19 protein-coding genes are annotated in these 21,583 nt (G+C 70.7%); 7 read left to right on the top strand and 12 right to left on the bottom strand.

Going from position 1 to position 21,583, the window contains the following annotated elements; translation table 11 throughout:
- Window positions 1-135: 135 nt before the first annotated feature.
- On the bottom strand, window positions 136-2,781 hold the full coding sequence (gene ligD / locus AB4112_RS15715) for a DNA ligase D (RefSeq protein ID WP_441720861.1): 2,646 nt from the start codon (window positions 2,779-2,781) through the stop codon (window positions 136-138).
- 132 nt (window positions 2,782-2,913) lie between these two features.
- On the opposite strand from ligD, the gene ku (AB4112_RS15710) reads away from it, so the two are divergent.
- Window positions 2,914-3,756: a non-homologous end joining protein Ku gene (gene ku, locus AB4112_RS15710; protein ID WP_441720859.1), complete on the top strand. Its 843-nt coding sequence runs from the start codon at window positions 2,914-2,916 to the stop codon at window positions 3,754-3,756.
- A gap of 137 nt (window positions 3,757-3,893) precedes the next feature.
- Here the strand turns inward: ku (AB4112_RS15710) and ku (AB4112_RS15705) are convergent, their stop codons facing one another.
- The gene (gene ku, locus AB4112_RS15705; RefSeq protein WP_441720857.1) at window positions 3,894-4,688 is read right to left on the bottom strand and encodes a non-homologous end joining protein Ku; all 795 of its coding nucleotides are present in this window, start codon (window positions 4,686-4,688) and stop codon (window positions 3,894-3,896) included.
- Between the two features lie 178 nt (window positions 4,689-4,866).
- Here ku (AB4112_RS15705) and coaA point away from each other — a divergent pair, with 178 nt between their 5' ends.
- Window positions 4,867-5,805 carry a type I pantothenate kinase gene (gene coaA / locus AB4112_RS15700; protein ID WP_441720855.1) on the top strand — a complete coding sequence of 313 codons (939 nt, stop codon included), beginning with the start codon at window positions 4,867-4,869 and terminating at the stop codon, window positions 5,803-5,805.
- 36 nt (window positions 5,806-5,841) lie between these two features.
- Here the strand turns inward: coaA and AB4112_RS15695 are convergent, their stop codons facing one another.
- A complete protein-coding gene (locus AB4112_RS15695) occupies window positions 5,842-6,819 on the bottom strand; it encodes a Tim44 domain-containing protein (protein WP_441720853.1) in 978 nt (325 codons plus the stop codon).
- An 80-nt stretch (window positions 6,820-6,899) separates the two neighbouring features.
- Window positions 6,900-7,673 carry a transporter substrate-binding domain-containing protein gene (locus tag AB4112_RS15690; RefSeq protein WP_309792043.1) on the bottom strand — a complete coding sequence of 258 codons (774 nt, stop codon included), beginning with the start codon at window positions 7,671-7,673 and terminating at the stop codon, window positions 6,900-6,902.
- Window positions 7,674-7,769: 96 nt separating this feature from the next.
- Between AB4112_RS15690 and AB4112_RS15685 the strand changes: the two genes are divergently transcribed.
- Entirely contained in the window at window positions 7,770-8,567 is a 798-nt protein-coding gene (locus tag AB4112_RS15685) for a DUF6065 family protein (RefSeq protein ID WP_441720851.1), read from the top strand.
- On the opposite strand, the gene AB4112_RS15680 is transcribed toward AB4112_RS15685, so the two are convergent.
- Window positions 8,539-9,924: a tetratricopeptide repeat protein gene (locus AB4112_RS15680; RefSeq protein WP_441720850.1), complete on the bottom strand. Its 1,386-nt coding sequence runs from the start codon at window positions 9,922-9,924 to the stop codon at window positions 8,539-8,541. The two genes, AB4112_RS15685 and AB4112_RS15680, sit on opposite strands and share 29 nt — an antisense overlap.
- A 32-nt stretch (window positions 9,925-9,956) precedes the next feature.
- Window positions 9,957-10,160 carry a hypothetical protein gene (locus tag AB4112_RS15675; protein WP_309792038.1) on the bottom strand — a complete coding sequence of 68 codons (204 nt, stop codon included), beginning with the start codon at window positions 10,158-10,160 and terminating at the stop codon, window positions 9,957-9,959.
- 253 nt (window positions 10,161-10,413) lie between these two features.
- On the opposite strand from AB4112_RS15675, the gene AB4112_RS15670 reads away from it, so the two are divergent.
- On the top strand, window positions 10,414-11,406 hold the full coding sequence (locus AB4112_RS15670) for a lysophospholipid acyltransferase family protein (RefSeq protein ID WP_309792037.1): 993 nt from the start codon (window positions 10,414-10,416) through the stop codon (window positions 11,404-11,406).
- Here the strand turns inward: AB4112_RS15670 and AB4112_RS15665 are convergent.
- From AB4112_RS15665 to AB4112_RS15655, 3 genes are all read right to left on the bottom strand, one after another.
- The gene (locus AB4112_RS15665) at window positions 11,403-11,954 is read right to left on the bottom strand and encodes a gamma carbonic anhydrase family protein (protein ID WP_309792036.1); all 552 of its coding nucleotides are present in this window, start codon (window positions 11,952-11,954) and stop codon (window positions 11,403-11,405) included. The two genes, AB4112_RS15670 and AB4112_RS15665, sit on opposite strands and share 4 nt — an antisense overlap.
- Window positions 11,955-11,963: 9 nt before the next feature.
- Entirely contained in the window at window positions 11,964-12,935 is a 972-nt protein-coding gene (gene argC, locus AB4112_RS15660; protein WP_441720847.1) for an N-acetyl-gamma-glutamyl-phosphate reductase, read from the bottom strand.
- A 182-nt stretch (window positions 12,936-13,117) separates the two neighbouring features.
- Window positions 13,118-14,236 carry an aminotransferase class I/II-fold pyridoxal phosphate-dependent enzyme gene (locus AB4112_RS15655; protein WP_441720845.1) on the bottom strand — a complete coding sequence of 373 codons (1,119 nt, stop codon included), beginning with the start codon at window positions 14,234-14,236 and terminating at the stop codon, window positions 13,118-13,120.
- A gap of 86 nt (window positions 14,237-14,322) precedes the next feature.
- On the opposite strand from AB4112_RS15655, the gene AB4112_RS15650 reads away from it, so the two are divergent.
- Window positions 14,323-14,865: a helix-turn-helix domain-containing protein gene (locus AB4112_RS15650; protein WP_309792031.1), complete on the top strand. Its 543-nt coding sequence runs from the start codon at window positions 14,323-14,325 to the stop codon at window positions 14,863-14,865.
- A gap of 162 nt (window positions 14,866-15,027) precedes the next feature.
- Entirely contained in the window at window positions 15,028-15,876 is an 849-nt protein-coding gene (locus tag AB4112_RS15645; RefSeq protein ID WP_441720843.1) for a hypothetical protein, read from the top strand.
- A 4-nt stretch (window positions 15,877-15,880) separates the two neighbouring features.
- Here AB4112_RS15645 and rpsI read toward each other — a convergent pair whose 3' ends face one another.
- From rpsI to AB4112_RS15630, 3 genes are all read right to left on the bottom strand, one after another.
- A complete protein-coding gene (gene rpsI / locus AB4112_RS15640; RefSeq protein WP_374710592.1) occupies window positions 15,881-16,357 on the bottom strand; it encodes a 30S ribosomal protein S9 in 477 nt (158 codons plus the stop codon).
- 4 nt (window positions 16,358-16,361) lie between these two features.
- Window positions 16,362-16,820: a 50S ribosomal protein L13 gene (gene rplM, locus AB4112_RS15635; RefSeq protein WP_309792029.1), complete on the bottom strand. Its 459-nt coding sequence runs from the start codon at window positions 16,818-16,820 to the stop codon at window positions 16,362-16,364.
- Between the two features lie 232 nt (window positions 16,821-17,052).
- Window positions 17,053-18,216: a helix-turn-helix transcriptional regulator gene (locus tag AB4112_RS15630; RefSeq protein WP_441720840.1), complete on the bottom strand. Its 1,164-nt coding sequence runs from the start codon at window positions 18,214-18,216 to the stop codon at window positions 17,053-17,055.
- A 271-nt stretch (window positions 18,217-18,487) separates the two neighbouring features.
- Between AB4112_RS15630 and AB4112_RS15625 the strand changes: the two genes are divergently transcribed.
- A complete protein-coding gene (locus AB4112_RS15625) occupies window positions 18,488-21,322 on the top strand; it encodes a beta strand repeat-containing protein (RefSeq protein WP_441720838.1) in 2,835 nt (944 codons plus the stop codon).
- The last annotated feature ends 261 nt before the right edge of the window (window positions 21,323-21,583 follow it).

The raw sequence follows: 21,583 nt of genomic DNA, 5'->3' as shown, positions 1-21,583 counted from the left end.
TTTTTCGAGGCCTTCCCCTCTTTCGTCATTGCGAGGAGGCGCAGCCGACGAAGCAATCCATGCCAGGCGGCGCCATGGATTGCTTCGCTGCGCTCGCAATGACGACGGTGGGGATGGTGAGGCCGTGCCACCCCCTCAGGCCGCCTTCTTTCCCTCCAGGCGCTTGATCGCGCCGTCCAGCGGGCGGGCGGCGGCGTCGTAGCCGTCCCACGCCTTGCTCTTGGCCAGCAGCGCCGGCACGGTGCGGAGGGTGTAGCGCTTGGGGTCCAGGTCGTGGCGCACCTGGTCCCAGGTCAGGGGCATCGACACCGTGGCGCCGGGCCTGGCCCGCGGCGACAACGGCGCCACCGAGGTCGACATCCGGTCGTTGCGGAGATAGTCGAGGAAGATGCGGCCCTCGCGCTTGGCCTTGGCCATGGTGACGAGATAGCGGTCCGGCTGGTCCTCGGCCATGCGGCGGCAGACCTCGCGGGCGAAGGCCTTTGCCGCCGGCCAGTCGACGCTGCGTGCCTTGGCCAGCGGCGTCACCACATGCAGCCCCTTGCCGCCGGTGGTCTTGCAGAACGGGACCAGGCCCAACGCCTCCAGCCGGTCCTTCATCTCGCGCGCGGCCTCGACCACCGCGGCGAACTCGACCCCGGGGCCCGGATCCAGGTCGAACACCAGCCGGCCGGGCCGGTCGGGTTCGCCCGGCCAATTGTTCCAGGGGTGCAGCTCCAGCCCGCCCGACTGCGCCACCGCGGCCAGCCCCTCGATGCGGTCGATCTGCAGATAGGGCTTGCGGTCGCCCGCCACCTTGACCAGCGAGATCAGGCTGGAGGTGCCGGGCATGGCGTGGCGCTGGAAGAAGATCTGGCCGCCGATCCCGTCCGGCGCCCGCAGGATCGAGCACGGACGGCCCTGGATGTGCGGCAGCATCCAGGGCCCGACCGCCTCCAGATACAGCGCCAGATCCTGCTTGGTCACCGGCTTGCGGTCGCCGGCATCCGGCCACAGCGCCTTGTCGGCATGGGACAGGGCGACGCCCATCACCACCGGCTTGCCGCCGCTGGTGGCGCGGCCGCGCGCCGGAGCGGCGGATTTGGCCGGCACCGGCTCCGCCAGCTCCGTCCGCGGCGCCGGGGCGTCGGCCTCGACCTCCGCCGCCGGCTTGTCCTCGCGCAGGCCCTTGAACGCGGCTTGGCGGACCATGCCCGACCCGGTCCAGCCGGCGAATTCGATCTCGGCCACCAGCTCGGGCTTCACCCAATGGATGGTCTTGTCGCCGCGGGGCGCGCCAGGGCCGGTGAAGGGCGAGGTTTCGGCCTCCACCGCCTGCAGCTTCGGCAGCAGCCGGGCGACCTTGGCGGCGCCATAGCCGGTGCCGACCCGGCCGATATGGACGAGATGGCCGCCGCGATGGACCCCGACCAGCAGCGAGCGGAAGCGGTTGCCGGTGGTCGACCAGCCGCCGATCACCACCTCGTGCCCGCCGCGGCACTTGGCCTTGGTCCAGCGGTCGGTGCGGCCGGATTGGTAGGCGGCGTCGAGGCGCTTCGAGATGATGCCTTCGAGCGACAGCCGGCAGGCCGAGCGCAGCACCGCGTCGCCGGCCTCCTCGAAATGCTCGACATAGCGGATGGCGGAAGTGGCGTCGGCCCCCTGCCCCGCCAGCAGCTCCTGCAGCCGGCCCTTGCGCGCCGACAGCGGATCGGCCCGCCAGTCGCGGCCGCCCTCGAACAGCAGGTCGAAGGCGAAGAAGACCAGATCCTCGGTCTTGCCCTCCGACAGCGCCACCTGCAGCGCAGCGAAATCCGGATGGCCGTTCTCGTCCAGCGCCACCACCTCGCCGTCGATGATGGCGTCCGGCCAGCCCTTCGCCGCCGCGGCGATGGCGCCGAACTTCTGGGTCCAGTCCAGCCCCTTGCGGGTCTTCAGCGTGGCGGTGCCGTCCTCGATCCGCAGCTGCGTCCGGTAGCCGTCGAACTTGATCTCATGCGCCCAGCCGCCGCCGGTCGGCGGCCGGTCGACCGACTGGGCCAGCTGCGGCGGGATGAAATCGGGCATGTCCGCGGCCGGCGCCTTGCGGGCGCGGGTGGCCTTGGGCTTCGCCGTGCCGGATTTCGCCGCCCCCGATTCCGGCGTCGACTCCCACACCGCATCGGCCTTGGCGGCGGCCTTGCCGGCCAGCATGAACGGCTTCGGCCCGCGTCCCCGCCCGGCGGCGATGTCGGCCATGGCGCGGCCGGAGGCGACCGAGCGGTCCTCGGCCAGCACCGCGTCGCCGTCGCCTTCGACCGCATGCTCGTCGCGATGCTTGATCAGCAGCCAGTTGGTGCGCTGGCCGCCGGTGCGGTCGCGCTTCATCCGCACCAGCACCCAGCTGCCGTGCAAGCGCTTGCCATGCAGGGTGAACTTCAGGTCGCCCTTGGCCAGCGCCCGCTGCGGCGACAGCTTGCCCTCCGGCTCCCAGGTGCCGCGGTCCCACAGCTGGACGGTGCCGCCGCCATACTGGCCCTTGGGGATGGTGCCCTCGAAGTCGCCATAGTCGAGCGGATGGTCCTCGACCTCGACCGCCAGGCGCTTGTCATGCGGGTCGAGCGACGGCCCCTTGGTCACCGCCCAGGATTTGAACACGCCGTCGAGCTCGAGCCTGAGGTCGTAGTGCAGCCGCGTCGCCGCATGCTTCTGGATGACGAAGCGCCCGTGTTCGGACGGGGCCACGGCGTCGGCGCCGCTCGGCTCCGCGGTCTTGGTGAAGTCGCGCTTGGTCCTGTAGGTCGACAGGCTGCTCTTGGCCACCGGCGCCTCCGCATTCCCTGCCGGGACAACGACGCCGGGCCGGTGAACGTTCCGGCGGCTGCGCCCCGCGCGGGAACGATAAAGTCGCTTCGGCCGTTGCGGGAAGAGGCTGGTCGATCCCGGGGTGACGCCATGGCGCCGCGCGCGAACTGGAAGGGCACGTTGAAGCTGGGCTTCCTGTCCTGCCCGGTCGCCCTGTATTCGGCCGTCAGCGACGGCGACGAGATCCATCTCAACATGGTCAACCGCCGCACCGGCAACCGGCTGCGGCGCCTGTTCGTCGACGACGAGACCGGCAAGCCGGTCGAGCGCGACCAGCAGGTCAAGGGCTACGCGCTGGACAACGACCAGTATGTCGTCCTGACCGAGGAGGAGATCGAGGCCGCGATCCCCGACAGCACCAAGACCATCGAGATCGAGGCCTTCGTGCCGCGTGCCCAGGTCGACCGGCTGGCGATCGACCGGCCCTACTACCTCGCACCCACCGACAAGGTGGCGGAGGAGGCGTTCGGCGTCATCCGCGCCGCCACCGAGAAGGCCGGCGTGGTCGGCATCGCCCGCACCGTGCTGTTCCGGCGCGACCGGGTGGTGCTGCTGTGCCCCGAGGGCCCCGGCTTCCTGGCCAACCTGCTGCACTTCGAATACGAGATGCGCGACGAGGCCGACGCCTTCGCCGACATCCCGAAGCTGAAGATCGGCGGCGAGATGCTGGAGCTGGCCGAGCACATCATCGGCAAGAAGAAGGGCAAGTTCGAGCCGGAGAAGTTCGAGGACCGCTACGAGGCGGCGCTGACCGAGCTGATCAGGGCGAAGCAGCGCGGCGAGACCATCAAGCGCCCGCCGGCCCCGAAGCGCGGCCAGGTCATCGACCTGATGGCGGCTTTGCGCGAGAGCGCGGGGGTGAAGGCGGCCAAAGCCAAGGCGGCCGGCAAGACGAAGCGGAAGACGGTCTCGCCCAAGCGAAAGACCGGGTAGTCGGTAGAGCGCCCCCCTCCGTCATTGCGAGGAGGCGAAGCCGACGAAGCAATCCATGGCACCGCCTGGCATGGATTGCTTCGCTGCGCTCGCAATGACGGGGTTGGGGTGCGCCCCTCGGGAGAGGCGACGCCCCCTCACCGCTTCTTCTTGTCCGCCTCCAAACTCTTCCGCAACGCCGCCATCAGGTCGATCACCTTGCCCGTCTCGGCCGGCGCCGGCTTCGATGCGACCACCTTCTGGCCCTTCTTCTTGCGCGCGATGATCTTCTTCAGCGACGCCTGCACCCGGTCGCCCAGCAGCTCCTCGCTCCAGTCGGTCTGCCGCTCCTTGATCACCGACAGGGCCAGGGTCATCGCTTCCTTCGACGGCGCGACCGGCTTGATGCCGCGGAAATAGGTGTCCTCGTCGCGCACCTCGTCGGCCTGGCGCAGGGTCCACACCACCATGCCCAGGCCGCGCGGCTCGATCATGATCGGCCGCTCGCGGCGGTACAGCACCAGCTTGGACAGGCCCACGGTCCTGGTCGCGACCATGGCCTCGCGGATGACGCTGAAGGCCTCCTCGCCGACCGGCTCGCTCGGCGCCAGGTAGTGCGGCCGGTCGCGCCACAGCAGACCGACCGAATCGCGCGGCACGAAGGTCTCGATGTCGATGGTCCGGGTGGTCTCGAGGGCGACGGCGTCGAGCTCGTCATCCTCCAGCATCACGAACTCGTCCTCGCCGACGGGATAGCCGCGGATCTGGTCGGCCTCCGCCACCGCCTTGCCGGACACGCCGTCGACATAGCGGCTGACCACGCGGTTGCCGGTCGCCGCATTCAGGGTGTGGAACCGCACCCGCTCGGCCTGGGTCACCGCCGGGGTCATCTGCACCGGGCAGGTGACCAAGGTGAGCTTGAGGTAGCCGGACCAGAAACTGCGACCCGCCATCGCCTGCCTCCGCTGCGCATGCCTGCCGTAGAAAGCCACGGGTGGGCCCCGGGGTTCCATCGGCCTTGCCCTCAGGGGCCGGATCGTCGGACCCTGCCGGCCTGTCCACGGCGAGTGCCCGATGTCGAATCCGCCAGCAGCCCCCTCCCCTCGGGTCTCCCCCAATCGGTCGTCGCGCGTGCCCGACCTGTTCGCGGCCCGGCCCGCCGCCTATGACCGCTTCACCCGGGCCGAATGGGCGGCGCTGCGGGCGGCGACGCCGCTGGCGCTGTCGGATGCCGAGCTGGCCGAGCTGCGCGGGCTGAACGACCCGGTGTCGCTGGCCGACGTCACCGAGATCCACCTGCCGCTGTCGCGCCTGCTGAACCTGCATGTCGCCGCCGCCCGGGCGCTGGGCGGGGTGGAGGATGCGTTCCTCGGCCGGCCCGGCGCGCCGCCGCCCTACATCATCGGCGTCGCCGGCAGCGTCGCCGTGGGCAAGAGCAGCTTCGCCCGGCTGCTGCGCCTGCTGCTGTCGCGCTGGCCCGACCATCCCCGGGTCGAGCTGGTGACCACCGACGGCTTCCTGCTGCCCGGCAAGGAGCTGGAGGAGCGCGGGCTGATGCGGCGCAAGGGCTTCCCGGAAAGCTACGACCTGCGCCGGATGATCGGCTTCCTCTCGGCGGTGAAGGCCGGCCGGCCCGAGGTCGAGGCGCCGGTCTATTCCCATCTGGCCTACGACATCGTGCCGGGCGAGAAGCAGGTGGTGCGGCGCCCGGACATCCTGATCTTCGAAGGGCTGAACGTGCTGCAGGCCCCGTCCGGCGCGTCGGTCGTGACCTCGGACTTCTTCGACTTCTCGGTCTATGTCGACGCCGATGAGGAGGACATCGCCGGCTGGTTCGTCGAGCGCCGGCTGCTGCTGCAGCGCACCGCGTTCCAGCAGCCCACCTCCTACTTCCACCACCACCGCGACCTGCCGGAGACCGAGGCCCGCCGCGTCGCCCGCGGCATCTGGGACGAGATCAACCGGGTCAACCTGCGCGAGAACATCCTGCCCACCCGCCAGCGCGCCCGGCTGGTGCTGCACAAGGCGGCCGACCATTCGGTCGACGGCATCGCCCTGCGCCGGATGTAAGCGGCGGGGCCAGCTCTGGAGCAGGCCCCGGTCGCCTCAGGCGGCCGCCTGAACCGCCGAGAGCTTCCAATCGGCGCGATTCCGGCGGGCGAAGGTCCAGATCTCGGCGGTCTCGGTCGGCTTCTCCGCGTCGCCCTCGACGATCCGGCCGGTCTCCCGGTCGCGCGTGGCATCGACGCTCGAATACCGCATGGCGACGGTCGCGTAGTCGGTGTCGCCCTCGCGCCACGACTCCGCCAGGTCACCCTGCAGCAGGCGAACGTCCGAAACCTCGTTCTTCACGCCCTGGGTCGCGTTCTGGCCCAGTTCCTCGGCGAAAAAGGACATGACCTCCGGCGTGGTGCGAGCGCGCAGGCGCGCGAAATCCTCGGCGCCATAGGCGGCCTGGATCTCGCCGAGCAGCCGCTCGAAGGCGTCGAGGTCCGAACGACCGATGCCGATCTCGTCTCCCGATGACCGGGGCGTCGACGCCCCTGGCTGCGGCGCAGACCTGAAATTCGCCAGCCCCGCAGCGAGGCCGCCGGACGCCTGGCGCTGCATGGAAGGCGCTGCCGCACCGGCATAGGCGGCCCCACGCCCGAAGAAGCGCCTGAACGCCATCACCGCAAGGACGACGAGGCCGATCTGCAGAACCAGCCCGACCAGGCCGGCGGCGGCGCCGATGCCGTTGCCGAGCAGCATGCCGACGAGACCACCCAGCATCAGGCCGCCGAAGATGCCGCCGAAGCCACCGAACCTGCCGCGCGCAGGGTCCTGCATGCCGGGCGCCGGCTGGGCCTGAGCCGGCTGGGCCGCCTGGCTGCGCGGCGTCATGGACCGATCGATCGGCGCCGCCGTGCCGGGTGCGGTGGGGGTGGCGGGCGGGGACTGGTACGTCCGCTCGCCGCGGCTGCCGAAGCCCCCACCAGGAGATATGCGCCGCGCATCGGCATGGTCGACGGCGACCAGCATGACACCCAGCCCGAGGGCGAGGGTCGCGAAGATCCTGCCCGATCGGCTGAAGAAGGTGCTCATCACTCTTTCCGGTCGCGTTCTGTTTTCATGGCCCGCCACATATGGTGAATCTCGGCGGCAATGGGAGGGGGTCTCTCGCCTCAGCCCAGCCAGGCGGCGCTGATCTTGCGGTACCCGCCGTCGTGCAGGCGCAGGTGCAGCCACTGGTCGACGAAGGCCTTGAACACCTCGTCGCCCTGCGGCAGCAGATAGGCCTTCTCGGCGAAGGTGAAGGGCTGGTCCGGATGCACCGCGCACAGGCCGGGCCGCAGCTTCTGCTGCAGCCGGGTTTCGCTGGCATCGGTGATCATCAGGTCGGCGCGGCCGGCCAGGATCTCGTCGAAGATCTTGGTGTTGTCGGGGAAGAGATCGATCTTCGCCGCCTTCATCGTCTCGCGCGCGAAGCTCTCATTGGTGCCGCCGGGATTGACCACCAGCGTGACGTCGGGCCGGTCGATCTGGGTGATGGTCTCGAACTTGTCGACATTCTCGCAGCGGGTGATCGGGGTCTTGCCGTCGACCATGACCGGAACGCTGAAGAAGGCCTGCTTCTGCCGCGGCAGGGTGATGCTGATGCCGCCCATGGCGACGTCGCAGGCGCCGCCGGTGAAGTCGGCCATCATCGTCTTCCAGCTGGTCTTGACGAATTCGGCCTTCACCCCGATCGCGGCGGCGAGATCCTTGGCCATGTCGATGTCGATGCCCTCGAACGCGTTCTTGGCCGGATCGAGATAGGTGAAGGGCTTGTAGTCGCCGGTGGTGCAGATTTTCAGCACCCCGGCCTGGGTCACGGCGGCGAGCCGGTCCGCGGGCTCGGCCCGGGCGGCGGCGATGGGCAGGGCGATCAGCAGGGCGGCAGCGAGAAGCGGGCGCATGAGACCTCCGGAGCGAGTAGGCTAGGATCTTAATCGGACCCATGCGCGGCCACCAACAGGGTCGTCGCGGACGGCCGCCGTCGCTAGAGTCGCAGGATGAAGCTGATCGCCCACACCATCGGCGGCGCGCCGCCCGTCATCCGCCCGGCCCCGGCCACCCGCGACTGGATGTCGGCGACGCCGGAGGGCTTCGCCTATCGCTGCCTGCCGCTGAACATCGCCAACGCCCATGGTTGGGAGATCCTGTGCCCCACCGCGATCCGCGCCTGGTGGGACGGCGGGACGTCCCCCGGATCGGTGCGCGTCGAGGTCGACGGCGACGCCCCGGCCCCGGCGCTGGGGCATTTCGGCTCCGGCATCCTGACCTTCCATGTGCCGCTGCTGCTGCGCACCGAGCCGGGGGCCAACCTCTGGGTCTCCGGCCCGACCAACGCGCCGAAGGACGGCATCGCCGCCCTGACCGGCGTGGTCGAGACCGACTGGTCGCCCTACGGCTTCACCATGAACTGGCGCTTCACCCGGCCCAACCACCTGGTGGAGTTCGCGGCCGGAGAGCCGTTCTGCCTGTTCTTCCCCCTGGCCCGCGACATGGTCGAGGCGGTGGAGCCGGAGGTGCGGCCGCTGAGCGACGATCCGGAGCTTGAGGCCCGCTACTGGGCCTTCCACCAGGGCCGCAGCAGCTTCCTGGCCGACCTGCCCGTGCCCGGCACCGACGCCAACGAGGCGAAGTGGCAGAAGGGCTACTACCGCGGCCTCGACACCGAGGGCAAGGCGGCGCCGCAGCACCAGACCAAGCTCCGGGTCAAACCGTTCAAGGAGGGGTGGACTGATTGCCTCTCCCGTAAACGGGAGAGGCAACACGCACCTAAGCGCCGGCCCGAGCCTCCGCCTTGACGGCCCCCGCCTCATCCCCGGCCAGCCGCAACGCCCTGGCCGTGAGGCGCCAGTTGAACGGGCTGCCGGGCTTGGCCTCGGTCCGCTCGGCCGCCAGCGTCCGGGCCAGATCGGTTTGGCCGCCACGCAGCGCCGCCTCGACCAGTGTCAGGGCCAGCACGTCGCGCTGGGCGTGGCTGCCGCCGAAGCGATGCGCCACCGACCGCACCGGGGCCAGCAATTCCACCGCCGTGCCATAGTCGCCGGCGCCGAAGGCCCGCAGAGCGCGGCAGACCGGCAGCCCGACCTCCGCCGTCATCGCCGCATTGGTGCCTCCGGCCGCCCCCTGGACCTGGGCCGCCCGCCGGGCCTGGGCCGCCAGCAGCCGGTCGGCATCGGCGCCGCGGCCGGTGGCGACGAAGGCCATCATCGCGTGCATGTCGTTGAAGGCGTAGTAGCCGTCCTCGGCCATCGGCGCCCAGCTGTCGGCCAGTTCGGCCCAGCGGCCGCCACCATCCACGCCGCGCAGATGCAGCCGCCACAGCAGCGCCGTCGCGTCCAGCGTCTCCAGCGCCACCGGGGACGGAAGCGGCCGGATCGCCTCGTCATAGAGCCGCAGCACCGTCGCGGTGTCGCCGAGGTCGAGATGGTACAGCGCCAGATGCCACCAGTTGTGGAAGGCGAACATGTTGTCCGGCGCCCAGTCGCCGCTGCGGCCGTTCAGCCAGGCGACGCCCTCCGGCAGGCGGCCCTGCATCTCCATGACATGGGCGACGGCGTGGATCGCCCAGGGGTCGCGCGGCTGCAGCGCCACGGCGCGGCGGCCGGTCGCCTCGGCGGCGCGGTAGTCGCCGGTCTCCTCCAGCCCGAAGGCGTGCATGCCGAGGACATAGCCGTAGCCCGGCACCGACTCGTCCCAGCCCGGCAGCGCCCGGGCGATGCGGTCGCGCAGCAATTGGGTGTGGCCGAGATAGAAGTCGCCGATATGCGCCGCCTGCAGCGCCAGCCCGTCGCGCGGATGCGCCTCGGCCACCCGGCCCCAGGTGTCGACCGCCCCGGCGAAATCACCGTCGAGCCAGGCCCGCAGCGCCGCGATGTGGCCGCGCTCGCGCTCATTGGCGTCCGTGCGCAGCGCCTCGGCCGCCTCGACGCTCTGGCGCAGCGGCGCCTCGGCCGCCTTCTCGGTCGCCAGCGCCATCAGCGTGCCGCGCAGGCAATGGCCCATGACGAAGCCGGGATCCTCGGCCAGCGCCGCCTCGATCTCGGCCAGCGGGTCGCGGAAATAGCTGTGCAGCCGGTCGGCCGCGATCTCGTAGCGGTCGAGCGCGGCGCGGCTGGTGGTCGAGACCGGAACGCCGCGGCTGTCGTGAAGGCCCATCACCATCCTCCTGTGGTCCGGACCAGGATAGCCTAAGCCGCGCGTCCGACGCAGCTCGTGACCTGCGTCACCCCGAAAACAGCGAAGCCCCCGTCGGGTGAGCGGGGGCTTCGGTGCTTGTCCTTGCGGCTGTAGACCTTGTCGGACCGGACGATCCGGTGGCCGAGCCGGCGGGCGACCAGCGCGAAGGGATCGCGCCGCTTCGGCCCCGCCATCGGGGGCTTGGGCTTCTTCATCTGCCTTTCCTTTCAGGGGCTGGACGGTCGCTGATATGGCATCGGCGGGCCCGGATGCAAGCGCCGCGTGCCGACCGGATTCCTGTCGAATGTCGGAAACATCTGGCGACGGACAGGGGTTCATGCCACGAGTAGGATCGAATGAACCCCATCGGGACCCGCTTGGCGGGCGGTGTCCTGTGCATGGCGAGGTAGCCAAATCACCGGTACAATGGACACCCCGGACCCGGCCAGAGCCGGTTGGTCGAAGCGCATGCACCGGCTGAGGAAACAGCTGCGGAAGCACGGCCGCCGCCATGCCACGACCCTGGTGCAGGCGATGCCGATCTATGCGCTATACGGGGTGATGCGGGCCCTGCCGATCGGCAGCGCGTCGGCCCTGGGCGGCTGGGTCGGCCGGACCTTCGGGCCGCGCATCGGCGCCTCGCGCCGGGCCGACGCCAATCTCAGCCTGGTCATGCCGGAGCTGTCGGCCGCCGACCGCCAGCGCGTCATCCGCGGCATGTGGGACAATCTCGGCCGGGTGATCGCGGAGTTCCCGCATCTCGGCCGGCTGCGCCGCAGCGAGGCCAGGCGCCCCAAGCGGGTCCAGGTCGAGGGCATCGAGCATTTCCTGGCCGCCCGCGGCGAAGGCCGGCCGGTGGTGATGGCGATCGGCCATTTCGGCAATTGGGAGGTCGGCGCCGCCGTCGCCGCCAACCACGGCGTGCCCTTCACCGCCATCGCCAAGCCGCCGAAGAACCCGATGGTCGGCTGGCTGCTGCACCGCATCCGCAGCTCGGTCGGCACCATCATGCTGGAAAAGCGGATGGAGGGGGCGGACGCCAAGAAGGCGCTGTCGATCCTGCGCGCCGGCGGCGTGCTGGGGATGATGGTCGACCAGCGCTACAATGGCGGGCTGAAGGTCCCGTTCATGGGCCATGACGCCATGACCTCGCCCGGCGCCGTGGCCATGGCCTACCATCTCGGCTGCGCCGTGATCCCGGTGCGGATCGAGCGCACCGCCGGCGCCAACTACCGCGCGGTGTTCGAGCCGCCGCTGGCGATCGAGCGCACCGGCGACCGCAAGGCCGATGTCGAGGCCGCGACCATCGCCATGAACGAGGCGATCGAACGCTGGGTCCGCGGCCGGCCGGAACAGTGGCTGTGGCTGCACAAGCGCTGGATGATGCCGCGCCCGCGCAAGCTGCGGCAACGCGTGCTGGCCTACAAGGCCAGCCTGGCCGCAGGCGGCGACGAAGGCTAAAGCGCCGACCCGGCGTCCAGCAGGACGTTGGCGCGGTATTCGACGCCGAGCGACACATAGCCCTCGCAGAGCTTGCGGTGATGCTCGTGCTCGTCGTCGGTCAGGGTCCGCACGAAGCGCGCCGGGCTGCCGGCCCAGAGCTGGCCGGCCGGCACACGCTTGCCGGGGGTCAGCAGCGCCCCGGCCGCGACCATCGCGTCGCTTTCCACCACCGCCCGGTCCATGACGCAGGCCTTCATGCCGACGAAGCTGCGGTCGGCCAGGGTGCAGGCGTGGATCAGCGCCATGTGGCCGATGGTGACGTCGTCGCCGATATGGCTCGGGCCGTCCGCCGTGGCGACATGCACCACCGTGCCGTCCTGGATGTTGGTGCGGGCGCCGATGCGGATCGGGCTGACATCGCCGCGGATGACGCAGCCGAACCAGACGCTGGTGCCCGGCCCGATCTCGACATCGCCGATCACCACCGCGCCCGGCGCGATGAAGGCGTCGGCCGCGATCCGCGGCAGCCGGTCGCGATAGGGCAGGATGATCGCGCCGGTGGACATGCCGCGGCCTCAGGCCGCCTGCGACCGCGCCGGCAGCAGCCCCGCCGTCGGGTCCAGCCCCAGCGCCAGGTTGAGGTTCTGCACCGCCGCCCCCGACGCGCCCTTGCCGAGATTGTCGAGCTGAGCGACCAGCAGCGCCTGCTGCTCCGCCGCGTTCTCGAACACGAACAGGCGCAGCGCGTTGGTGCCGTTCAGCGCCTCGGGCTCCAGCTCGGCCGCCGCCGCGGCCTCGGCCAGCGGCGCCACGGTGACAAAGGGCTGGCCCTGGTAATGCTCTGCCAGCGCCGCATGCAGATCGGCGGCCGAGGGCCGCTTCGGCAGCGACCACAGCGGCAGCGGCACCGACACCAGCATGCCCTGGGCGTAGCGCCCGACCGACGGCACGAAGATCGGCGCATGGCCGAGGCCGGCCCAGCGCTTCAGCTCCGGCACATGCTTGTGGGCCAGCTTCAGGCCGTAGAGGAAGAACGGCACCTTCCCCGCGGCCGGCGCATCGGCGGCCTCGTAACGGGCGATCAGGCTCTTGCCGCCGCCGGTGTAGCCGCTGACCGCATTGATGGTAACGGGATGCGACGCCGGCACCAGGCCGCGGTCGATCAGCGGCCGCAGCAGGGCGATGCCGCCGGTCGGATAGCAGCCGGGGTTGGAGATGCGCTTCGACCTGGCGATCGCCTCGGCCTGGCCGGGCGCCAGCTCCGCGAAGCCATAGGTCCAGCCCTCGGCGGTGCGATAGGCGGTCGAGGCGTCGATCACCCGCACATCGGGGTTCTCGACCATCGCCACCGCCTCGCGCGCCGCATCGTCCGGCAGGCACAGGATCGCGGCGTCGACCTCGTTCAGCAGCCGGCGGCGCGCCGCCGGGTCCTTGCGCTCGGAATCGGCCAGGCTGACGACCTCGATGTCGGCGCGCTTGGCCAGGCGGTCGCGGATCTGCAGCCCCGTGGTTCCAGCCTCGCCATCGATGAACACGGTTGCCGGCATCGCCCTGCCCTCGGAAAGGGATATAAGTGTGTGAGTACTTACCATAGGTGAGGGCGCCGCCGAACCGGCATCGCGGTCATGGCGGATATCTGCGGGACGCCGGTTGCAGGCGAAGAGGTCCCGTTTCACCCAGCCACTCTCTCAACTGTCAAGCCGGGCAATGACAGAAAAGGAAGAGTGCGTCAGCGCCCGGTCTTCAGGTCCCGCAGCACGGTGGAGATGCGGTCCAGCGCCGCCGGGGCGTGCTCGTAGCCATGAGTGATGCGCAGATGGTGCTCGGCGCCGAGATAGACGCCCGGCGCCACCAGCACCGAGGTCCGGCGCCGGATGACATCGGCGACCGCGACCGAATCCAGGTCGAGGTGATAGCGCACGAAGCCAAGCGCCGTGGCCGCCGGCGGCACCGCCGAGACCAGGTCGGCATGGGCCGACAGCCAGCGTTCCAGCCCGGCCCAGCCGCTGCGCGACAGCTCCCGCTGCCGTCCGACCAGCCGGGCGCGGGTGGCCGGCTCCAGCGCCATCTCGGCCAGCAGCATCGACGGGCCGGCGGCGGCGATGACGACGTATTCGTGCCGGCGCCACGCATCCTCGACCAGATCCTTCGGCCCGACCAGCCAGCCGATGCGCAGGCCGGCCAGGCCATAGGCCTTGGACAGGCTGCCGACCACCACCACCCGCTCATAGCCGCCCCAGAAGCTCGGCGTCTCCGCATCGGTCAGGCGTTCGGTGCCGCGATAGACCTCGTCGACATGCAGCCAGGCGCCGGCCTTGGCGGCGATGGCGGTGATCCGCGCCGCCTCTTCCACCGTCAGGATGCTGCCGGTCGGGTTGTTCGGGTTGACGATGGCGATCATCCGGGTGCGCGGCCCGACCGCCGCCTCCAGCGCATCGAGATCCGGCCGCCAGCCCTGGTCGGGCAGCAGCGGGAAGCTTTTCACCGTGCAGCCGAGGTTGCGGGCGATGCCCCAGACCTGGCGGTAGCCCGGCTCCATCACCACGATCTCGTCGCCCGGCGACAGCAGGGCCTGGCACAGGATCTGGTTGGCCTCGGACGCCCCCGTGGTCACCAGCACCTGGTCGGCCTGCGCGCCGGCATAGAGGCTGGCGATCCGGGTCCGCAGCGCGTCGGTGCCGTTGACCTGGGGATAGAACAGCACCTGGTCCAGCAGCCGGTCGACCGCGCCGGCGCCCAGCACCTCGCGCAGCGTGGCGCAGCGCACCGAGCTGTCGGCGAGGTTGATCTCGACCGTGTGTTCCCACTCCGACTGCCACTGCTCGAGCGCGAAAGGCTGGAAGGTCATCGCCGCATCCCCGGAAATCGATCGCAATCCCATATGCAATATATTACATCTTGATCGGCAACAAGATGTGAAAGCGAGGCCCGGCGATGACATCGTCGCGAGAGGTGCTGGACCGGATCGCGCAGCGGCTGCGCCAGGAGCGCCAGGCGCGGGGCTTCAGCCAGGCGGCGCTGGCCGAGCGCAGCGGCGTGTCGCTGCGCATGCTGGCGCTGATCGAGAAGGCGGAGACCAACCCGAGCATCGCCACGCTGGCGGAGATCGCGGCCGGCCTGGGCATCAGCCTCGGCGCGCTGGTCGGCAGCGGCGATGAGGCGGCGGCCCGGGTGATCCCGCCGCAGGATTTCGCCACGGTGTGGCAGTCGCCGGCCGGCAGCGCCCGGCTATTGGCCTCCGGCGGCAAGGCCGAGCTGTGGGACTGGCGGATCGAGACCGGCGGCCGCTACGACGCCTCGCCGGACCCGGCCGGGACGATGGAGCTGATCCAGGTGCAGGAGGGCGTGCTGGTGCTGGAGGTCGACGGCGCCACGCATGCCGTTCCCGCCGGCCACGCCCTGCGCCTGGCCAGCGACCGCGCTTACGCCTACCGCGCCGAGGGCGGGCCGGTGCGGTTCGTCAAGGTGGTGAGCTGAGTCGGGCCGACGTTCCGGCTCAATCTGCATCGGGTCCTGAGCTCGGCCGAGGCGGCGCGGGCATTGGCGATGCAGGCTTGCCCCGGACGGCCCCGGCCGGCACAGTGCGGCCCACGGATCCACCAGAGCGGCGATCGGATGACACCATCGCGACGCAACGCTGTGTTGGCGATTCTGGCCGGCAGCCTGCTGCTGACGGCCCCATCGGCGCATGTTCCGACCGCGCCGGGCCTTGCCGTGTCCTTCCCGCCCCTCGGCCCCGACATCCGGTCGCCGCATGCCAGCGACCCGGTCTTCGCCGCCCTGCTGGCCACGGCCGAGAGCAGCCGGGACCCGCTGCAGATGAACAAGGGCGGCTATGCCGGGCTGTTCCAGTTGGGCGAGGCCGCGGCGGCGGTCGCCGGCCTGTACGACCCGGGGGCCCCGGTGACAGCGGACGACACCCGCAACCGCTGGCGCGGCACCTTCCACATCCCCGGCTATCCCGAGGTCAGGACCATCGGCGATTTCCTGGACACGCCGGCGGCGCAGCAGGCGGCCTTCCGCATGCACCTTGCCTATCTCGACAGCGAGATCCAGCGCCGCGGCCTGGACCGGCAGATCGGCCTCTACGTCGCCGGGGTGCCGATCACCTGGGACGGGCTGCGCGCCATGATGCATCTGGGCGGCCCGGATGGGACCGAGCGCTTCATCGCCACCGGCGGCGCCTATGACCCGGCCGACGACAACGGCATGCGGATCAGCGACTACGGCCGCCGCTTCGCCGGCTTCCTCGCGATCGAGCCGACCCGGCCGGCGGTCATGCCGACACTGGTGGCCCCCACCTCGGCGACGCAAGGTCCGGTTGCCCCCGCCACGGCTGACCCGGCCATGGTGGTCCCGACCCTGGTCGCCACCACGCCGCACCCGAGGCCTCTGAGACGGCACCTCCAGGAACGACAAAGGGGCGCCCGAGGGCGCCCCTTGCCGAACCGAAGGTCCCGTCCGCGGGTTGCCCCGCGAGCGGTCTGAACGATCAGCGCTTCGAGAACTGGAAGCTGCGGCGGGCGCCGGACTTGCCGTACTTCTTACGCTCGACCACACGCGAGTCGCGCGTCAGGAAGCCATGGGCCTTCAGCGTCGGGCGCAGGGTCGGCTCGTAATGCTCCAGCGCGCGGCTGAGGCCGTGACGGACCGCGCCGGCCTGGCCGGAGAGGCCACCGCCCTTGACGGTGCAGATGATGTCGAACTGCTTGACCCGGTCGCACACCTCGAACGGCTGCAGCAGAAGCATGCGCAGCACCGGGCGGGCGAAATAGACTTCCTGGTCGCGGCCGTTGACGGTGACCTTGCCGGAACCCGGCTTGATCCAGACGCGGGCGACCGCGTTCTTGCGGCGGCCGGTGCCGTAGGAGCGGCCCTGGGCGTCGCGCTTCGGCTGGACCGGAGCGACTTCGACCGCGACGCTGTCCAGGGCGGGCTTCAGATCGGAGAGGGACTGCAGATCGGCCACGGCCTTACCTCTTATTCTTCGGATTCATCGCAGCGACGTCCAGCACTTCGGGCTGCTGAGCCTCGTGCGGATGCGATGCGCCGGCATAGACCTTGAGGTTGCCCATGACCTTGCGGCCGAGCGGACCGCGGGTGATCATGCGCTCCACGGCCTTCTCGATCACGCGCTCGGGATGGGCGCTGTCGAGGATCTGGCCCTTCGAACGGCCCTTGATGCCGCCGGGGAAGCCGGTGTGCCAGTAGAAGACACTGTCCTGGCGCTTGTTGCCGGTCAGATGAACCTTCTCGGCATTGACGACGATGACGTTGTCGCCGGTGTCGACATGCGGGGTGAAGATGGTCTTGTGCTTGCCGCGAAGGCGCATCGCGATGATGCTGGCGAGCCGGCCGAGGACGACGCCTTCGGCGTCGACCACGATCCACTTCTTCTCCACCTCGGCAGGCTTGGCGGAATATGTCTTCATGACGGGCCCTTGATCGGGGTCGGGAACGGATGCCGCCGGCCACCCCTGGCAGGGGCACCGGCGAGAGGCGGCTGTTTACGCGGGGCGTTCCCCGACGTCAACGGAAAAAGCATCGAAACACCAGCATCTTAGCGCCAAGGTATTATAATACCTCTCACGAACATGGCCGCAGCGCTGGGTTTCGGCGCCGCGGATTTCGGGCTGTGACGGGCGACACCCGTCACTCGCGGCCTCACCCGTCACGCAGCATCGGCTGGTCGCAGCGCATCAGCAGCCGCACCAGCTCCGCCTGGCGGCTGGTGCCGGTCTTGTCGAAGATGCGGGCGAGATGGGTGCGGGCGGTGCTGCGCGCGATCGACAGGCGCTCGGCCACCGCCTGCAGCCCGTCGCCGCAGCCGATCTCGACGGCGAAGGCGGCCTCCGCCGCGGTCAGGCCGAACCGCTCCTGCAGCGACGCCGCGGCCGGGACGTCCACCCGATCGGGATCGGTGACGAAGATCGCCACTTGCGGGGCCGGCCGGCGGCGCCCCTCGGCCACAGCGCCCCGGATCGGGATCACGGTCACCAGCAGCGGGCAGCGCCCCGAGGGGCGCGACACCTGCATCCGGGTTCCGGCCGAGGCGACACGGCTCGCCGCGTCAAGCCCGGCGACGGCGGCGCCAACAGCAGCGGCCAAGGCGATGGCATGCTGCAGGCGGCGGGTCTCTTCCGGCAGCGCCGCGGCGAGGCCGGCCAGCCCGGAGGACAGCCCGTCGGTCTGGGCGATGATCGCTTCCGCGCGGCGGTTGAGGCGGATCGGCCGCGCCCCGGCATCGGCCAGGATCACGCCGGCGTCGAGCCGGTCGAGCACCGCCTCCGCATCGGCGGCGCGCAGGTCGGCGTCGCCGATGCGCTCGCGCAGCTGCAGGGCCCGGGTGAGATGGGGCAGCACCACCTGCAGCGCCGCGACATCCTCGTCGCCATAGTCGTCCCAGCCCCGGGCACGGCAGAGCGAGAGGACGCCGCGATGGGTCGGCGTGTCCGACACCTGCGCCACCGCGCCGTGGTAGCAGCCGTTCCGCCGCACCACCTCGTTGTAGAAATCCGATCGGGCGTAGTCGCGGTCGGTCTGCATCGCCGAGGAGCGCACCGCCCGCCCGACGCCGATGCCGGAGATCCAGGACGGCAGCATCCCGGCCTCGGCTGCGGCGGCGAAGCGCTCGACATGGACCGGGTCGTGCCGCGCCAGCAGGCACAGCTCCACCCGCTGCTGCAGCCGGTTCTCGACCACCAGGAAGCCGCGCAGGCCGCGGGCGGTATCGGTAATGGCCTCGAGCGCGCTGGGCCACGCATCCGGCGACACCGCGGCGTCGTAGGTCCGCTGCACGGCCTCGAGAATGGCATCTGCCCGGTCCATCCACCCCCCCGTCAGAAGAGCCGACCCTCCGCGTCCGGACCGAAACCTATCAAAATATCCGCATCCGGGACAGCGCGCATCCTCCGTTCGGCCGATGCCGCCGACGCCGTTCCCAGGCAGGCTGGTGACAGCCGCGGGTGCCGTTTGCAGCACGAACGGGCGAGCCGGGCCGATGATCGGCCGGGCTCCCCTCGCAGCTTCGGATTTCGGGCCCTGACCGGCCCTGTTGCCCCACCAAGGGCGTTCGGATCACCGCAGCAGAGGATTCATCATGGCCATCATTCCAGGAACCCCCGGCGACGACACCCTGACCGGAACCACCACCGACGACACCATCACCGGCCTGGCCGGCAACGACTCGCTCAATGGTGGGCTCGGCAACGACACCCTGGAGGGTGGCGACGGCAATGACAGCCTGACCGGGGGCGACGGCAACGACACCCTCCGCGGCGGCAACGGCCTCGACTACCTCTATGGCGGCGCCGGCAACGACCGGCTGGAGACCGGCGGCGGCGGGGCCGGCAGTGTCAGCGGCGGCGATGGCGATGATATCGTGATCGGCTCGGGCGACGCCGAATCCCTCAGCGGCGACGCCGGCAACGACTTCATCCAGGGCCTCGCCGGGAACGACACGCTCTATGGCGGCCTGGGCAACGACTCGCTCTATGGCGGCGACGGCGACGACTATCTCAACCCCGGCACCGGGGCCGAGTTCGTCGACGGCGGCGCCGGCATCGACACGCTCTATCTCGACCGCAGCGGCACGTCCCTCGGGGTTACCTTCGCCCTCAACAGCGGCGCCGGCAGCGACGGCACCCGCGCCATCAACATCGAGCTGATGACCTATTATGGCGGCTCGGGCAACGACGTCGTCGTCGGCGGCGTCGGCGCCGATTCCATCAGCGGCTACGCCGGCGCGGACACGCTCTACGGCCAGGACGGCAACGACAGCCTCAGCGGCGGCGACGGCGACGACATCCTCCGCGGCGGCCTCGGCACCGACTACCTCTATGGCGCCGGCGGCAACGACCGGCTGGAGACCGGCGGCGGCGGGGTGGGCAGCGTCTCCGGCGGCGACGGCAACGATCTCATCATCGGCTCGGCCGACAACGAGAGCCTCAGCGGCGAGGCCGACAACGACACCATCCAGGGCCTGGCCGGCAACGACACGCTCTATGGCGGCACCGGCAACGACACCCTTTATGGCGGTGACGGCGATGACTATCTCAATCCCGGCACCGGGGCCGAGTTCGTCGATGGCGGCGCCGGCATCGACACGCTGTATCTCGACCGCAGCAACACCTCGCTCGGGGTCACCTTCGCCCTGAACAGCGGCGCCGGCAGCGACGGCACCCGCGCCATCAACATCGAGCTGATGACCTATTACGGCGGCTCGGGCAACGACGTCGTTGTCGGCGGTGTCGGCGCCGACTCGATCACCGGCTACAGCGGCAACGACACGCTCTACGGCCAGGACGGCAACGACAGCCTCAGCGGCGGCGACGGCGACGACATCCTCCGCGGCGGCCTCGGCACCGACTATCTCTATGGCGCCGGCGGCAATGATCGGCTGGAGACCGGCGGCGGCGGGGTCGGCAGCGTCTCCGGCGGCGACGGCAACGATCTCATCATCGGCTCGGCCGACAATGAGAGCCTCGGCGGCGATGCCGACAACGACACCATCCAGGGCCTGGCCGGCAACGACACGCTCTATGGCGGCACCGGCAACGACACCCTTTATGGCGGTGACGGCGACGACTATCTCAACCCCGGCACCGGCGCCGAGTTCGTCGACGGCGGCGCCGGCACCGACACGCTTTATATCGACCGCAGCAACACCTCGCTCGGGGTTACCTTCGCCCTCAACAGCGGCGCCGGCAGCGACGGCACCCGCGCCATCAACATCGAGCTGATGACCTATTACGGCGGCTCGGGCAACGACGTCGTTGTCGGCGGCACCGGCGCCGATTCCATCAGCGGTTACGGCGGCGCCGACACGCTCTACGGCCAGGGCGGCAACGACAGCCTCAGCGGCGGCGACGGCGACGACATCCTCCGCGGCGGCCTCGGCACCGACTACCTCTATGGCGCCGGCGGCAACGACCGGCTGGAGACCGGTGGCGGCGGCGCCGGCAGCGTGAGCGGCGGCGATGGCGACGATCTCATCATCGGCTCGACCGATGCCGAAAGCCTGTCCGGCGATACCGGCAACGACACCCTCTACGGCATGGCCGCCAACGACACGCTCTATGGCGGCACCGGCAACGACGCGCTGGTCGGGGGCGCCGGCGCGGACTACCTGTCCGGCGGCGACGGCAGCGACACCGCCAGCTACGCCGGCAGCGCCGCCGGCGTGGCGGTCGACCTGGCCGCCGCCACCGCCTCGGGCGGCGATGCGACGGGCGACCAGCTCTCGGCCATCGAATCCCTGGCCGGCTCGTCCTTCGCAGACAATCTGGGCGGCGACGCCGGCGCCAACACGCTGCAGGGCGGCGCCGGCAATGACACGCTCCGGGGCCAGGCCGGCAACGATACGCTGCGCGGGGAAGCCGGGGCCGACCATCTCGACGGCGGCGCCGGCATCGACGTCGCGCTGTACAACGAGAACACCGTCGCGGTGCAGGTCAATCTCGCCACCGGCACCGCAACCGGCGGCACCGCCCAGGGCGATACCCTGACCGGGATCGAGATCGTCTATGGCGGCAGCGGCGGCGACACCCTCATCGGCAACGCCGTCGCCAACACCTTGTACGGTGCCGGCGGGGCCGACCGGCTGACCGGGGGCGCCGGGGGCGACCGCTTCATCTACACCGCGATCGGCGAAAGCCCGGTCGGCGCCGCCAGCGACGTGATCACCGATTTCAGCCACGCCCAGGCCGACCGCATCGACCTCGCGGCGATCGACGCCAACTCGGCCGTGGCCGGCAACCAGGCCTTCGCCTTCATCGGCGCCGCCGCCTTCGGCCACCATGCCGGCGAGCTGCGGGCGGCCAGCGCCGGCGGCGTCACCACGATCTCCGGCGACGTCAATGGCGACGGGGTGGCCGATTTCGAGATCCGCGCCATCGGCACCATCGCCTTCGTCGCCGCGGATTTCACGCTCTGACCATCAGGGGCCGGATGAGACGATCGCCCGGCCCCCGCCGGCGGCATCTCCCATTTGGGTGGGATGCCGCCGGCACCGTTCACTGTTAGGGTGGATCAGCCGCCGGTGCCGTTTGCGGCGCGGAACGGTGGGGCGGCCAATGGTTCTCCCGAGATTCCCAGGCCCATATTCGATCCTGATCCCGGAGGCCGCCGACCGGGCAGACCGGCCGCGCGGGGTCCATCGTCACAGGTTTTCACAAGCAATTTTCATCGGCGTCGG

Origin of the sequence: Inquilinus sp. 2KB_23 (genome assembly GCF_052115705.1) — a bacterium.
GTDB lineage: Bacteria > Pseudomonadota > Alphaproteobacteria > DSM-16000 > Inquilinaceae > Inquilinus > Inquilinus ginsengisoli_A.
Note: the sequence above shows the minus strand (reverse complement) of the source record. Positions and strands in the feature narration are given on the sequence as shown.